Origin of the sequence: Pseudophaeobacter arcticus DSM 23566, from assembly GCF_000473205.1 — a bacterium.
Lineage (GTDB): Bacteria > Pseudomonadota > Alphaproteobacteria > Rhodobacterales > Rhodobacteraceae > Pseudophaeobacter > Pseudophaeobacter arcticus.
In genome coordinates this window covers 57,442-71,511 of the sequence record NZ_AXBF01000007.1, presented here as the reverse complement: position 1 = coordinate 71,511, position 14,070 = coordinate 57,442, and the positions used below count along the sequence as shown (strand labels likewise).

The window sequence follows — 14,070 nt, the reverse complement described above, 5'->3', positions numbered from 1 at the left end:
TCCCTCCTGAGAGGCGGAAGCGCAGAACATTCCGCAGCAGGACTGGCAGCAAACGGGTAGAGGCGGCACAGCATCATGGCACGAGATATCCACAAGGCAGGCTCCGGGCTGCCCCCCTATTTCAACATTGATCCCGATGCCGCCCTGGCAGAGCTCGACGCTCCCACCGGCACATCCGGTTTTGCCGCCATTGCCGAGGGCTGCGCCCGGGGCCGGGCGGATCTGTCCAGCCGCGGCATGAACGAACAGGGGCGCAAAGAGCTGCGCCTGTTCTCCACCTGGGAAATCACCCGCTACCTGATCCCCGTCGCCCAGGCGCATTTCCGGCGGGTGCTCAAGGCCAACCCGACGCTGCCCCAGGGCCGGTCTGAAACCGAGGGCGGCGCCAAATGGTTCACCCTGGACGAGGTGCTGCTGCTGCGGGCGCATTTTGCCGCCCAGGGGTCAAAATCCAAAGACTACACCCCCTACCGGCCCAAGGGCCTGCCGGCCAAACTGGTTTCGGTGGCCAATTTCAAAGGCGGGGTTGGCAAGACCTCGACGGCGGCGCATCTGGCGATGTCGGCGGCGCTGGATGGCTACAAGGTGCTGGTGATTGATCTGGACAGCCAGGGGTCGATGACCTCGATCTTTGGCGGCCGGGTCGAGGACGAGTGGCAAACCGCCTTTCCGCTTTTGGCGCGCCACTATGGCGATCATCTGCGCGCCGACAACCAGCGCCGCCTGGATCGCGGTGAGGCGCCACAGCCGCTGGATGAAACGCTTTCCGCCGCCATGGAGATGACCGCGGGGGATGTCATTCAGGGCACCCATTGGCCCAATATCGATCTCATTGGCGCCCAGCTGAATCTGTACTGGGCCGAGTTCCAGATCCCGGTCTGGCGCATGGCGGCGCGCTCCTGGAAGCTCTGGGATGCGCTCACCGACCGGCTCGAGGCCGACGGGGTGCTGGATGACTATGACGTGGTCTTTATCGACACGCCGCCCGCCCTTGGCTATCTGACCATCAACGGTTTGGCGGCCTCGGATATCCTGCTGGTGCCGGTGGGGGCTTCGTTCCTGGAGTTCGACAGCACGGGGCGGTTTTTTGACATGCTGCATTCCACCTTTGCCTCGATCGAGGAGGGCGAGAACCTGGCAGCCCGCGCCCTGGGGCGGCCCGAGATGGGGTTTGAATGGGATGCGGTGCGCGCGGTCATCACCCGCTATGACAGCGCCCAGCAGGGCGAGCTGGCCGGGGTGATGCAGGCCTATATGGGGCCGGTGCTCAGCCCGCATAAGCAGGATTTCACCGCTCTGATCGGGCAGGCCGGCGAACAGGTCTCGGGCATCTACGAGGCCGATTACCGCGATTTCAACCGCGAGACCTATGCGCGCGGGCGCGAAACATTTGACGCCACCTATGCGGCCTTCAAACGCCTGCTGCTGGGGGTCTGGCGGCGGGCGGAGCTGGAGCGCGAGGCGGAGATGGCAGAGCAGGTGCCCGGTGAAATGCCAGGTGAGATATCTGGCGAGATGCAACAGCAGCGCACGCCGGCCTAAGGCTCTAACAAGATGAAGCGCGCAGGGTTGGCGCGATGAGGAGATCAGCAGATGGCAAAACGCAAACGGCTTTCCCCGGCACAAAACACCTATCTCTCTGGCGCACCAGAGAGCAAATCCGCCCTGGCAGGCCCGCTGCCGATGCCGACTGCCAGCGCCGCCCCCATTGCCCAGGTGGCAGGCGCGGCCTCGACCGAGGCGGCGCTGCAGGAGGTCAGCCAGGTGCTGCAGCAGGCGCGGGCGCGCGGGTTGATGATCGAAGAGATTGCCCTAGATCAGATCGACGAGACCCATCTGGTCCGCGACCGCATTGCCCAGGACGAAGACGAGATGGAGGCCCTGATGGGGTCTTTGCGGGCGCGCGGGCAGCAGACCCCGATCGAGGTGGTGCCGCTGCAGGGGCGGATCGACGGCAGTGGCTGGGGGCTGATCTCGGGCTGGCGGCGGCTCTCTGCCCTGCGCAGGCTCTACGCCGAGACTTCAGAGCCCAGGTTTGCCAGGGTCAAAGCCCTGGTGATCCGGCCCGACAGCGCCGAGGCCGCCTATGTGGCGATGGTGGAAGAGAATGAAATCCGGGTCAACCTGTCCCATTATGAGCGCGCCCGCATCGCGGTACGGGCGTTGAAGGAGGGGGTCTTCCCCAGTCAGAAAAAAGCGCTGCAGGGGCTGTTTGCCAATGCGCCGCGTGCCAAGCGCTCCAAGATTGGCAGTTTTGTCACCCTGGTTGAGGCGCTGGATGCGGTGCTGTACTTTCCCACCGCCATCAGTGAAAAACTGGGGCTGGCCCTGGTGCGCCAGATCGGCGAGGAACCGGGGTTTGCGGCGCGGCTCAAGACGGCCCTGCAGGCGGCAGAGCGCCCCACTGCGGCAGAGGAGCTGCTGGTTTTAAACGCCGCGCTGGCCGCGTGTAAAGCCCCTCAGGATGCGGCTCTAACCGCACCCTTAGAGTCTCAGGTTGCCGGGGCAACACCTGTGGCCACCCCGGCGAGCGCGGCGCCCCGAGTTCGCCCGAGTTCTGTTGAGATTGGCGCTCAGGAACGTGTCAGCACCCAGCTGACGGCAGGGCTGCGCATTGGCTTTCAACCCGGGGCAAAACGGATCGAGCTGAGCGGCGAGGCTGTGGATGCAGAGCTGCTGGAGGCCTTGAAGACCTGGCTGAAGCAGCGCTAAATCCGCCTGCAAGCGATATCAAATCTGTAAAAAAGGGCACGCCGCGGCGTGCCCTTTTTATGTCTAATGCCCCAATTGGGGTCTGTTCCAGCGATCTCAAATGTTTCGCGCGCGAAACATTTGGGGGGTTTCAGTGGTTTTTGAACCGGGCGTTTGAACCAGCTGTCAGGCTGGGGGTTTATACCAAAATGAGGTGCCGCGGGTGGCTGCTGGGATTTGACATGACGCGCCAAGTATGAGTTTTGGGCGGATGAAACGGAGCAGGGTCTGTCGCCGGGCCCGTCGCAGGGACAGGGCTTTGGGGCTCTGTGCCACCTGTGTCCTCTAGGAAAGATCACAATGACCTCGCAGACTGTCCCCTCCCCGGTCCTCCCGCCAGTCCCCTCGCCAGTCCCCTCGCCGGCCCTCTCGCCGGTGGCACCGCTGCGCCTGGTGGCTGTGGTGGTGACTTATAATCGGCTGGACAAATTGCAGGCGACTTTGGCGCGGCTGCTGCAGAGCCCGGCGCAGGAGCTGGCTGCGGTGGTGGTGGTCGACAATGCCTCGACCGATGGCACCGGCGCCTGGCTGCAGGGCTGGCAGGCCGCGCAGAGCGAGCCCCGGTTGGATATCGTCAGCAGTGCCGCAAATCGCGGCGGCGCCGGGGGCTTTGAGATGGGCATGCGCCGCGCCATGGAGCGCCATGATCCCGACTGGCTGGTGCTGATGGATGACGATGGGCGTCCCACCCCGGATGGCCTGGCCTGCTTTCATGGGCTGGCGATGCACCAGGCTGCACAGGACCCTTCGCAGCAGGGCTGGGATGCGGTGGCGGCGGCGGTCTATTTTCCGACCGGCGGCATCTGCGAGATGAACCGCCCCTCGCGCAATCCCTTTTGGCATCGCCGCGAATTCCTGCGCACGCTCTTTGGCGGTGGGCGCTCGGGCTTTCATGTGCAGCCTTCGGATTATGAGGGGGCGGGGATGCAGATTGATGTCACCTCCTTTGTTGGATTTTTTATCTCCGCCGCGGCGGTGCGCCGTCAGGGCTATCCGGACCCGGATCTGTTTATCTACGGCGATGACGGTCTTTATACGCTGGAGCTGACCAAGGCGGGGGGGCGCATCGGCTTTGAACCTGCGGTGCGCTTTGAACATGATCTCAGCACCTTTGTGGCCAAGGATGGCGCCGAGGGGGCGCAGCGCGGCCGGTTTATTCCGCTGTGGAAGGTCTATTATTATCACCGCAATCTGCTGATGCTGTACCGGTTGGCGGCGGGCTGGCTGTTCTGGCCGGTGCTTTTGGTGATTGTGCCCAAATGGCTGTCAAAGCTGCGGCTGCATCCGGGCGAAAGACGCGCCTTTTTGCGGCTGATCAGCCGCGCCATCTGGGATGGGCTGCGGCGTGAGCGGCGGGTGACACATGCCTCGGTGCTGGACCTTGCCAGGACGGAAAAGCCGGGCTGAAGGCCGCCTGAAATCCCTGCCCCTGAAATCCTCTCCTGAAATCCCCCCCTGAAATCCGGGGCTCAGGTGTTCAGGATATTGCGGTGATAGCGCCTCATCAGCAGCAGACCCAGGGTCAGCAGGATCAGGCTGACCAGGATCACATAGGGCAGATTCACATAGGTGGGATTATAGGTCGGATAAAAGCCGACCCGGGCCAGGCCGATGACATGGATAAGCGGATTGTACCACAGGATCTCGCGGGCAAAACCGGGCATGTCATCATAGAGAAAGAAGATGCCTGAGGCGAGAAACAGCGGCCGGGTGAGGATCGACCAGACCAGCTCCCAGATTGGAAACAGCCCCATCAGGGCGCAGTTCAGGGTGCCAATCCCGAGACCCAGCAACATGGTTGCCGAGATCGCCTCGATGATTTCAGGCAGCGAGACGACGGTGCGGTTCTCGGTCAGGGCCAGAATGCCGGTGAGCAGGATCACCGAGACCAGGATCGAGGTCAGGCTGTTGAGGAAAAACCGCGCCAGCACGGCATCCAGCCAGGTGACGGCGGGAAAGAGCAGCAGGGGTTTGGAAAACCCAACCGCCCGCGCCACTGTGTTTGCAATGCAGTTATAGAGATCAAAGGGCATATAGGCGGTGGCGTAGAACAGCAGGAAACTATTGCCCAGGGCCGGGCTGCGGATCACCAGCGAAAACCCGATCGAGAGAAAGATGATGGCGGCCAGGGGTTCCATTATCGCCCAGATATAGCCCCCGGGGGTGCGGGCATAGCGGGTGGCCATCTCGCGCAGGATCAGGGCGGTGATCGTGCGCAGGGGGGCAAAGCTGCGGGTGTTCTTGAGGCGCGGCATCTGGGCGTTGCTGAGGCGGGCGGATGTGGTCCCGGAGGGGGCGGCCGTGCCGTCAGATGGCACAGCGGTAGAGGGGCGATCTGGCATATGGCTCCCTGCGGGAATCTGTGGTTGTGAAGGACGGGCTGGCAGGCGATACTATGCGCCAGAATGTAGGCAATTACAAACCTCTCTGACCGCTTTGTGCTGGTGCAGACTGTCGGTGCAGAGGCCGGGCAAAAGCAGCAGGGCAAAAGCGCCTGAATTTTCAGGCTGGGATTTGATGGGGTCTGATAGGAAAGCAAATGGGTGCAGCATGGACGGGCGTAATATGGATGAGGGTCAATAGGATCCGATGACTGCAACCGGAGCGAACAAAACGGGCAATGCCGTCAAGCCGGCAGAGGCCGACACACCAAAACCGGTGCAATCTGCAGCCTCCGCCCCCGGTCAACCGGCGGTCCAAGCGGTCCAGCCGGTGGCCTCCCCGTCGGGCCCACTGGCGACTCCAGCGGCGGCTCAGAATGAGGAATGGCCGGTCGAGAAGCAATTGCTGCACCTGCGCAAGCGGGTGAAAGAGGCCGAGGCCTCTTTGGCGTTTTCCAATCAGCAAAGAATAAATGCCGAAGAAAAACTGCATCAACAGAGTTTTTCATTGGCAGGGCCGGCCAGAATGCATCGGCGGCACTGGGGGCTGATTGCCAGCTTTGTCGCGCTGGTTCTGCTGCCGGTTGCCGCGGTGGTTTTTTATCTGGTGGTCTTGGCCCAAGATCAATTCCAGTCCACCACCGGGTTTACTGTCCGCAGTCAGGAAAGCACCAGTGCCGCCAGCGATCTGCTGGGCGGTCTGGCCAGCTTTACCGGCAGCTCGGCAGCTTCGGACAGCGATATCCTGTTTGAATTCATCCAGAGCCAGGAAATGATCCAGGCCGTGGACAGCCAGATCGACCTGCGGGCCCATTACAGCCAGCACTGGCCCAGCGACTGGGCCTTTGCAATCTGGCCCGATGCGACGCAGGAAGAGATGAGCTGGTATTGGCACCGCATCATTGGCATCTCCTTTGACAGCAGTTCGGGGCTGATCGAGGTCCGGGCCCAGGCCTTTGATCCGGAAACGGCCCAGGCCATCACTGCGGCCATTGTTCGGGAAAGCCAGATCCGCATCAATGCGCTGAACGAACAGGCCCGCTCGGATGCCATTGGCTATGCCCAGGCGGATCTGGATGAGGCGGTGGAAGAGCTGAAGGCGGCGCGCCAGGCGCTGACCCAGTTTCGCACCCGCACCAGGATCGTCGACCCCAAGGCCGATATTCAGGGGCGCATGGGGGTGATGAACAACCTGCAGCAGCAACTGGCGACCTCCCTGATTGAATTTGATCTGCTGCGCGGCACCGTGGCGGCGGGGGATCCGCGTCTGAAACAGGCCCAGCAGCTGATTGACGTGATCCGCGAGCGCATCGACATCGAACGTCAGACCTTTACCTCGACCAATACCGATACCGGCGCTGTTGGTGAGGATTACCCCTCGCTGATTTCCGAATTTGAACGGCTGACGGTGGACCGCGAATATACCGAAGAGGCCTACCGCGCGGCGTTGACAGGGCTGGCCCTGGCCCGCGACGAGGCGATCCGGCAAAGCCGCTATCTGGCCACCTATATCAAGCCAACCCTGGCGCAGGAGGCGGAATACCCCAAGCGGTTTCTCCTGGTTGGTCTGGCGGCGCTGTTTCTGCTGCTGATCTGGTCCATCCTGTCGCTGATCTACTATTCGATCCGTGACCGCAGTTAAGGCAGGGCGCAAAAGCAGATGCTGAGACCGATCCAGGAGGCATGGGGGCCATGATCCGGCTTGAGAACCTGACCAAGAGCTTCTTGCTCAAGGGGGAGCGCAGGGTTGTCATCGACAATCTGAACCTCACCCTGCCCACCGGCAGATCGCTGGCGCTTTTGGGGCGCAATGGCGCGGGAAAATCCACCCTGTTGCAGATCATCGCGGGCACCATGCGCCCGGATCATGGGCGGGTGATCTCGGATGGCAGTATTTCCTGGCAGGTGGGGCTGGGGGGCTCGTTTCACGGGCAGCTGACCGGGGCAGAGAACGTCCGCTTTGTGGCCCGGGTCTACGGGGTGGATACCAAAGAGCTGGTGAATTTTGTCGAAGGCTTTGCCGAGCTGGGCAAGTTCTTTCACATGCCGGTGCGCAGCTATTCTTCGGGGATGCGGGCGCGGCTGACCTTTGGCACCTCGATGGGGATCAGGTTTGATACCTATCTGGTGGATGAGGTGACGGCTGTTGGCGATGCCGCCTTTCGCCGCAAAAGCCGCGCTGTCTTTGCCGAGCGGATGCGCCAGTCCGGGGCGATCATGGTCAATCACGGCATGGCCGAGCTGCGCCAGTATTGTGATTCAGGCCTGGTTCTTGAGGATGGCAAGGTGCATTATTTTGACAACCTGGATGAGGCCATTGCCCTGCACGAAGACCTTATGAGCTAAGGCGTCTTGGCGCCGCAGTTGCCAGGGCCGCAGCGGTTGTTGGGGCCGCCGTGGTCTCGCGACGCGGTCCGGTTGGGGGCTCTGCGGCCTGCCCGGATGCCCCGGATGCCAGAGGCACATTCCTCAGGCCCGTAGACTCCCCGGCTCTTCGCCCGGCTCTTAGCCCTGGTTTTGGTTCGGTGCCTGCCGCCGCGCCTCTGACATTCAGGGCATCCGGGGTATCCGGGGCCACCTTGGCGGTGCTGCGCTGCAGTTTCTCCTCCCAATAGGCCCTTGTGGTCATCTCGTCATAGCCCCGCCGATAGGCCTGTTTCAGCCCGCCATACTGCCGCTGCCAGCGCAGCAGGGTGAGGGTCATCTGCCAGATCAGGGCGAAAAAGCGCCGTTTGGAGTGGCGCAGCCGATAGCCCCGGCTGCGGGCGCTGTTGAGATAGGTCAGCCGGGCGCCGCCAAAGGCGGGAAAGACCAGGCCGCGATCCTTGATCTCCAGCACCATCCGATCTGCAAACCGGTTCCAGAAGGGCAGCAGGTGACCATTGAGGCTCAGCAGGCCCAGATAGTGGCGCAGCCGCCGGGGCAGGCGGCTGAAGCGGCGGCGCTCAACCAGATCGGCCGGGCGGATCTCTTGCCAGCGCTCCGCCTGGATCAGGGTGCAAATATCCCGCTGCCGCGCCTGCATGTCGATGTTGCGATCAAAAAAGCCCGGCCCCTGCATCACATCCCGCCAGGCCAGCAGCTGGGCTGCGGCGCTTTCATATTTGCAGCGCAGCATCGAGCGCATCATGAACCGGCAGGCGATGCGGGCGGTGCCAAGCGCGGAGCGTTCAAGCCGGGCAAAGATCAGATGGTGCAGCAGGTGATTGCGCAGATCGAGATAGAGCGTCTGCGGGCTTTCTTTTTCAACAAAGTCATCCTGAAAAGACACCACCCCGTTGAGGGTGACAATGGAGAAGTCATTGGCCAGGGAAAAACTGATGTCATCGCCGCGCACAAAGAAGGGAAACGGATGGTGACGCAGCCGCGCCAGGGGAAAGGCAAAGAACCACCAGCCGCCATAATAGGTTGCGGGGCGGGGCTGATCGCTGGCCAGCTCCATCTGCTGCACCGCACCGGGCTGGCGCAGGTCGGTGCCATTGAACAGCGGATGACAGGAGCCGTCAAAATAGGCGCCATTCTCCCAGATCTGCCATTTGTGCCGGTTGCTGATCATCGCACCAGCCAGGGCGGTTGCGGGATCCCGGGCCAGGGCCAGCAGCATATAGGTGCGCCGGATGTTCTCCATTTGAAAGGAGGCATCATCATCCATGAACAGGCAATGGCTAAAGCCCCGGTCCTGGGCTTCCAGCAGGCCGCGGGCAAAGCCGCCGGCGCCGCCAAAATTGGGATTGCTGTAGCTGCTGACGCGGCGGCTGTTGGAGATTTTGGCGCTGTGGCCGTTGTCGATGACCTGCACGTGGATCTGATCGCCAAAGGCAAACCCGGCCAGAAAGCGCTGCAGCCGGGCGACGGTATCGCGCACCTTGCGCTCGCGTTGATAGGTGGTGATGGAAATCGCCAGGCGCGGCAATTTTTGCACAGTACTGCCCAGGGTACTGCCCACGGTCTTGCCCAGGCTATTGCGACAGACAAAGCGGGCGTCCTGCAGCGTGACCTCTGTCCCCTGCGCCAGGATCTCCAGGGCCAACAGCCCGGTCTCCTCCCCGGCCAGCAGTGTGGCAAGATCAACCCGGTAGGGGGTCGCGCGCGACAGGGTCTGGCGGTGGCGGTAGATCAGGGTCTTGCCGCCATGGCCGGGCAGGTGATGGATGCGGATTTCAAGCCGCCCGGTGGCGGTGAGTTCAAGACATAGTCCGGTGAGGGCGCAGACCCGCATCCAGGTGCCGAGGTTGAACAGGTTGAAATAGGTATCAAAGGTGATTTCCCCCCCCGCAGGCAGGGTAAACCTGCCCTGTGCGGTGCGGACCGGGGCGGTTGCACGATAGTACAGGTCAGGCTCGCTGCAGATGGCCTGCTCGGGGGCAATGATAGTCTGCAGTGTGATCATCGGGCAAAATGTCCAGCGGCTCTGGGGGGAGGGGATGGCGTGGCAGGGTTTCTATTTTAGCGGGAGTTTCATTTTATCTCGTCTCATTTGGGTTGCGGGATCTTGGCGAAAGAGGCTAGCATTCCGGCAGGGTCGGCAGGGTCGGTCAGGACATCGCGGCCAGTACACAGGGGGCCAGGACACAGGGGCCAGTACACGGGGGCGCGGCAACAGGGGGCCGTAGCAGGGGCAGACTGGGCTAGGAAGGGCGCAACGGGGATGGCTTGCTGAGGTGAAACACAGTCTTATTTTCCACATTGGCGCCCATCGCACCGCGACCTCTGCCGTGCAGCAGTATCTGCATGACAATATCCCGGCTCTGAAACAGCTGGGCTTTCTCTACCCCTTTATGACCCGCCGCCATGTGCATATGATCAATCAGCTCTTTAACGGTGCGCGCAGCCCGCAGCAGGTTTCGGCGGATCTGATGGAGAGGATCAAGGCCCATGATATGGATCTGCATAGCGTTGTGCTGAGTGACGAAGACATCTGCATGAGGCAGGATATTAGCTTATTGGCTGAATTCAGGAATAAATTTAGCGTAAAAGTTGTATTTTCCCTGCGCCGCCAGGATCTTTGGCTGGAAAGCTGGTATCTGCAGAACATCAAATGGCAGTGGAACCCAAGGCTGAGCCATTGCACCTTGCAGGAATTCCTGCGGATGCGGGAGGAGTTCCACTGGATCCATTATGACCGCTACGTGCGCCATCTGGAAAAGGTCTTTGGCCGTGAGAATGTCATCCTGACCCTCTATGAGCCGGGGCAGATGCCGCCGGGCGGCGCGGTTCAGATGTTCTGCGACAGTATCGGCCTGCAGCCGACTGCGGATTTTAGCAGCCCGGCGCGGGTGAACCCCAGCTTTTCGCCACAGGTTTCAGAGTTCATGCGCTGCCTGCCGCTGGACGCCGCGCCCGAGAAATACCGCGCCATGCTGACGGCGGCCTGCGCCGAGATCGACAGCCAGACCCGGTTGCAGCAGGGGGCGGCACAGGAGGGGCAGGGGAAGCAGGGCACACCCCTGTTGATCCCCCATGGGCAACGGCGGGGGATCATGGCCAAATATGCCCGGGGCAACCGGGCGCTGGCGCGCCGCTACTTTGACCGCGAGACGCTGTTTCTGGATCCGCTGCCGGACCCTGCGACGCCGCTGACCGAGATGGGCCTGCCCGGCGACAGCTACCAGCTGATGGCAGAGTATGTCGCGCCGCTGCTGCAGGCGATGATCACGCGCCGCCGCAAAGAGACAGGTCGCAAGAAGGCGTCCAGATCGTCCAGATCGGCCAGATGACAGGTCATGTGACCGGTTGGATGATAGGCGGGATGACGCCACAGGAGAGGCGCCAGCAGGTCTCAGCCGCCGACCGGTTGGCGCTGCGGCATTTTCCCGGTAAGGGCAGCCCAGAGGACAGGCCACCGAGCACAGGCCACAGAGCACAGCGCGCGATCACGGAGAACAACATCATGGCGGCAGGTAAATTCTTGATGGTGGGGGCCGGGCTCTCGGGGGCGGTGATCGGACGGCAGCTGGCCGAGGCGGGCCACCAGGTCCAGGTGCTGGACTCCCGCGATCACATCGGCGGCAACTGCCACACCAGGCGCGACCCGGAGACCGGGGTCCTGCTGCATGTCTACGGGCCACATATCTTTCACACCGATGACGCCGAGGTCTGGGACTATGTAAACCAGTTTGCCCGTTTCATGCCCTATAAGAACCGGGTGAAAACCACGGCGCGTGGTCAGGTGTTTTCGCTGCCGGTGAACCTGCACACCATCAATCAGTTCTTTGGCAAAACCATGCGCCCGGATGAGGCCCAGGCCTTTATCACCACCGAGCAGGCCGATACCTCGATTGAGGATCCGCAAAGCTTTGAAGAACAGGCGCTGCGCTTTGTCGGGCGCGATCTGTATGAGGCCTTTTTCAAGGGCTATACGGTCAAGCAATGGGGCATGTCGCCGACGCAGCTGCCCGCCTCGATCCTCAAACGTCTGCCGCTGCGCTTTAACTATGACGACAATTATTTCTTTCACAAATATCAGGGCATGCCCGAGCAGGGCTATAGCGAGATGATCACAAGGATCCTGGATCACCCTGGCATATCCGTCATGTTAGAGACTGATTTCAGCCGGGAGCAGACCCGGGACTATGATCATGTCTTCTACTCCGGACCGCTGGATGGCTATTTTGACTATGAGCTGGGCCGCCTGGGCTATCGCACCCTGGATTTTGAAAAATTCACCTATGAGGGGGATTATCAGGGCTGTGCGGTGATGAATTATGGCGATCTGGCGGTGCCCTATACCCGGATCACCGAACACAAACATTTTGCCCCCTGGGAGCGCCACGAGGCGTCGGTCTGTTACCGCGAGTTTTCGCGCAACGCCGAACCCGGTGACATCCCCTATTATCCGATCCGCCAGCTGGAAGAAAAAGCCCTGCTGGCCGAATATGTGGCGCTGGCCGAGGCCACCCCGGGGGTGAGCTTTGTCGGCCGTCTGGGCACCTACCGCTATCTTGATATGGATGTCACCATCCGCGAGGCCCTGGATGTGGCCCGTGGCTTTCTGGCGGCCAAAGCCAGCGCCGCGCCGATCCCGGCCTTCTGGAGCGCCCCGCTCTAGGGGCAACAGAGCGCGCTCAGGACGCGCCGCAGGCCCGGCCTCATATCCCTGTTACGGGTTTGCCTGTCACATTCCTGACCGGATGAAACAGGCATAAGCAGATCAATCATTTGCAATATGGTGCGGATCTAATGCACTGTAGGGTTGTAAATGGGGGTGGAAATTGCCGGGGGATGCTGCCGGAATGTGCCCTGGCAACCCGATCTGGCAACCCGATCTGGCAAATCTGAACGGGGAGCGGTGAGACAGGAGGCGCGATGTTTGTGAGCTATGATCTGCGCGCGGGCCGCGGCTTTGCCGCTTGCCGGGGGGCGCAGTATATCCGCCTGGGCGCAGGGCTGCATGCGGCGGTGGATCCGGGGCAGGGGCTGGTTTCAGCCCGCCGGGGCAGGGGGCTTGATCTGCGGTTTTCCAAGGTTAGTGATCAGGCCGCCTGGCTGGAACTGGGACTTAAACTCGGCGCGCCGGGGCAGGGGCGCAGCGATAGGGCCTGGCGCGACAGCAGCCGGTTTTACTGTCGCCTGCGGCTGGCGCTCCAGCTGGAGCCTCAGGTGCCCGCTCAGACGGATGCGCAGGAGGTTTTACAGGCCAGCACACAGGTCAGCTCACAGGCCAGTTCACTGGCCGATATACTGGCACATGCGCCAGAGCAGGAGCCGCCGCCCCAGGCCAGGCTGGCGCTGCGGCTGCATCTTCGGGACGGATTTGAAGACATCTTTGCGCCCGACCCCCTGCCGCTATCGCCGGATTTCACCTGGGTTAGAGCCGAAATTGCCCCACCCGTCTGGGCCTTGTCGCAGGCGCAGGCGGTGGATCTGCACCTGTTTTTACCGCCCCGCAACGGGGCGCTGCAGGTCAGCGATCTGGCCGTGACAGCGGTGACCTGAGCCAGAAGTCAAAGGAGGATGTGATGAAGTTTTCCTGCGTGATGACCGCCTATAACGAGGGCCCCTTGCTGGCGCAATCCGTGGCCTCGGTGCTGAACCAGAGCCATGAGGATCTGGAGCTGGTGCTGGTTGATGACGGCGCCACAGAGGAGACCCGCGCGGTGCTGCAGGCGCAAAATGACCCCCGGATTATCCTGCTGCAGCAGGCCAATGACGGGCTGTCCTCGGCGCGCAATCGCGGGCTGCGCCATTGCAGCGGTGATTATATCTGCTTTCTGGATGGCGATGACCTGCGCGCGCCCTGGGCCTTTGCCGAGGTGGCGGCGGCGCTGCGAACCGATCCGGTTGAGCTGCTATTGGTGCGCGGGGCCTTGTCGCAGCCGCAGGGGGCGCTGACCCCCTTCATGGATGAGGTCAGCGCCCTGGGGGCTGAGCGTGAGGCCAAGGATCACCCCACAGGCGCGGGGGGGGATCTGGCGGCAACCAAGGCCTGGGCGGTGAGTTTTGAGCCGCAATCGGCGAATAAATTCCTCTCGGCCGGCCTGCTGGCCCGCGCCCGGCTGTGTTTTCCCAATGATCACTTCTTTGAAGACATCCTGTTTCACGCGCTGGCGGTGGCCCAGGCCCGCTCGGTGACAGTGCTGCCGGCCCGCAGCTTTACCTATTTTCGCCGTCAATGCAGACCGCAGGTGACCGGGGGCAGCAGCGATACCCGCTTTGACGTGATCGGCACCACGCGGGTGCTGTTCCAGCTTTTGGCGGGGCACCCTGAGTTTGCCAATCCGCGCTTTCGCGGTGCGGTGGCTATTGGGGCGCTGCGGCTGCTGAAATGGTGCGAAGAGCGCATCGCGCGGCATCGGCTGACGGCCTATCGCACCGCCCTCAGGGCGGCGCTTGCGCAGGTGGATGTGCGGTTTTTCACCATCAGCCCTGACACGCCGGACCCACGGGGGGAGCGGCTGATGCTGCAGCGCTACGCCCAAGACCACTTGATGGCCTGAGG

11 protein-coding genes are annotated in these 14,070 nt (G+C 62.3%); 9 read left to right on the top strand and 2 right to left on the bottom strand.

Features of this window, described 5'->3' with window-relative positions; all coding sequences use genetic code 11:
* Positions 1–75 precede the first annotated feature (75 nt).
* The 3 genes from ARCT_RS25255 to ARCT_RS25250 all read left to right on the top strand — a co-directional run bounded on the left by ARCT_RS25255 (position 76) and on the right by ARCT_RS25250 (position 4,158).
* On the top strand, positions 76–1,542 hold the full coding sequence (locus ARCT_RS25255) for an AAA family ATPase (protein ID WP_084300705.1): 1,467 nt from the start codon (positions 76–78) through the stop codon (positions 1,540–1,542).
* A gap of 51 nt (positions 1,543–1,593) precedes the next feature.
* Positions 1,594–2,712, top strand: coding sequence for a ParB/RepB/Spo0J family partition protein (locus ARCT_RS0103760; RefSeq protein ID WP_027238882.1), 1,119 nt, complete (start codon positions 1,594–1,596; stop codon positions 2,710–2,712).
* Between the two features lie 339 nt (positions 2,713–3,051).
* Positions 3,052–4,158 (top strand): glycosyltransferase, encoded by a 1,107-nt coding sequence (locus ARCT_RS25250; RefSeq protein WP_084300703.1) that lies wholly within the window; start codon positions 3,052–3,054, stop codon positions 4,156–4,158.
* Between the two features lie 62 nt (positions 4,159–4,220).
* Here ARCT_RS25250 and ARCT_RS0103750 read toward each other — a convergent pair whose 3' ends face one another.
* Complete coding sequence (locus ARCT_RS0103750) at positions 4,221–5,093, bottom strand: ABC transporter permease (protein WP_084300701.1); 873 nt, start codon at positions 5,091–5,093, stop codon at positions 4,221–4,223.
* Between the two features lie 247 nt (positions 5,094–5,340).
* Between ARCT_RS0103750 and ARCT_RS25245 the strand changes: the two genes are divergently transcribed.
* Together ARCT_RS25245 and ARCT_RS0103740 are read left to right on the top strand one after the other, a co-directional pair.
* Positions 5,341–6,774 carry a hypothetical protein gene (locus ARCT_RS25245; RefSeq protein ID WP_027238880.1) on the top strand — a complete coding sequence of 478 codons (1,434 nt, stop codon included), beginning with the start codon at positions 5,341–5,343 and terminating at the stop codon, positions 6,772–6,774.
* 50 nt (positions 6,775–6,824) lie between these two features.
* Positions 6,825–7,478 carry an ABC transporter ATP-binding protein gene (locus tag ARCT_RS0103740; protein ID WP_027238879.1) on the top strand — a complete coding sequence of 218 codons (654 nt, stop codon included), beginning with the start codon at positions 6,825–6,827 and terminating at the stop codon, positions 7,476–7,478.
* Here ARCT_RS0103740 and ARCT_RS25240 read toward each other — a convergent pair.
* Positions 7,468–9,522, bottom strand: a complete 2,055-nt coding sequence (locus ARCT_RS25240; RefSeq protein WP_051360521.1) for a glycosyltransferase — start codon at positions 9,520–9,522, stop codon at positions 7,468–7,470. The genes ARCT_RS0103740 and ARCT_RS25240 overlap by 11 nt on opposite strands.
* 271 nt (positions 9,523–9,793) lie before the next feature.
* Here ARCT_RS25240 and ARCT_RS25235 point away from each other — a divergent pair, with 271 nt between their 5' ends.
* From ARCT_RS25235 to ARCT_RS26930, 4 genes are all read left to right on the top strand, one after another.
* Positions 9,794–10,849 (top strand): hypothetical protein, encoded by a 1,056-nt coding sequence (locus tag ARCT_RS25235; protein WP_051360520.1) that lies wholly within the window; start codon positions 9,794–9,796, stop codon positions 10,847–10,849.
* A gap of 173 nt (positions 10,850–11,022) precedes the next feature.
* Positions 11,023–12,180, top strand: a complete 1,158-nt coding sequence (gene glf / locus ARCT_RS0103725) for a UDP-galactopyranose mutase (RefSeq protein WP_036784254.1) — start codon at positions 11,023–11,025, stop codon at positions 12,178–12,180.
* A gap of 257 nt (positions 12,181–12,437) precedes the next feature.
* On the top strand, positions 12,438–13,067 hold the full coding sequence (locus ARCT_RS0103720) for a hypothetical protein (protein ID WP_027238877.1): 630 nt from the start codon (positions 12,438–12,440) through the stop codon (positions 13,065–13,067).
* Between the two features lie 23 nt (positions 13,068–13,090).
* A complete protein-coding gene (locus tag ARCT_RS26930) occupies positions 13,091–14,068 on the top strand; it encodes a glycosyltransferase family 2 protein (RefSeq protein WP_051360519.1) in 978 nt (325 codons plus the stop codon).
* The last annotated feature ends 2 nt before the right edge of the window (positions 14,069–14,070 follow it).

Excerpts from the sequence above, each read along its gene's own strand:
- ARCT_RS25255 (WP_084300705.1), top strand. The coding sequence starts at position 76 with ATGGCACGAGATATCCACAAGGCAGGCTCCGGGCTGCCCCCCTATTTC.
- ARCT_RS0103760 (WP_027238882.1), top strand. The coding sequence starts at position 1,594 with ATGGCAAAACGCAAACGGCTTTCCCCGGCACAAAACACCTATCTCTCT.
- ARCT_RS25250 (WP_084300703.1), top strand. The coding sequence starts at position 3,052 with ATGACCTCGCAGACTGTCCCCTCCCCGGTCCTCCCGCCAGTCCCCTCG.
- ARCT_RS0103750 (WP_084300701.1), bottom strand. The coding sequence starts at position 5,093 with ATGCCAGATCGCCCCTCTACCGCTGTGCCATCTGACGGCACGGCCGCC.
- ARCT_RS25245 (WP_027238880.1), top strand. The coding sequence starts at position 5,341 with ATGACTGCAACCGGAGCGAACAAAACGGGCAATGCCGTCAAGCCGGCA.
- ARCT_RS0103740 (WP_027238879.1), top strand. The coding sequence starts at position 6,825 with ATGATCCGGCTTGAGAACCTGACCAAGAGCTTCTTGCTCAAGGGGGAG.
- ARCT_RS25240 (WP_051360521.1), bottom strand. The coding sequence starts at position 9,522 with ATGATCACACTGCAGACTATCATTGCCCCCGAGCAGGCCATCTGCAGC.
- glf (WP_036784254.1), top strand. The coding sequence starts at position 11,023 with ATGGCGGCAGGTAAATTCTTGATGGTGGGGGCCGGGCTCTCGGGGGCG.
- ARCT_RS0103720 (WP_027238877.1), top strand. The coding sequence starts at position 12,438 with ATGTTTGTGAGCTATGATCTGCGCGCGGGCCGCGGCTTTGCCGCTTGC.
- ARCT_RS26930 (WP_051360519.1), top strand. The coding sequence starts at position 13,091 with ATGAAGTTTTCCTGCGTGATGACCGCCTATAACGAGGGCCCCTTGCTG.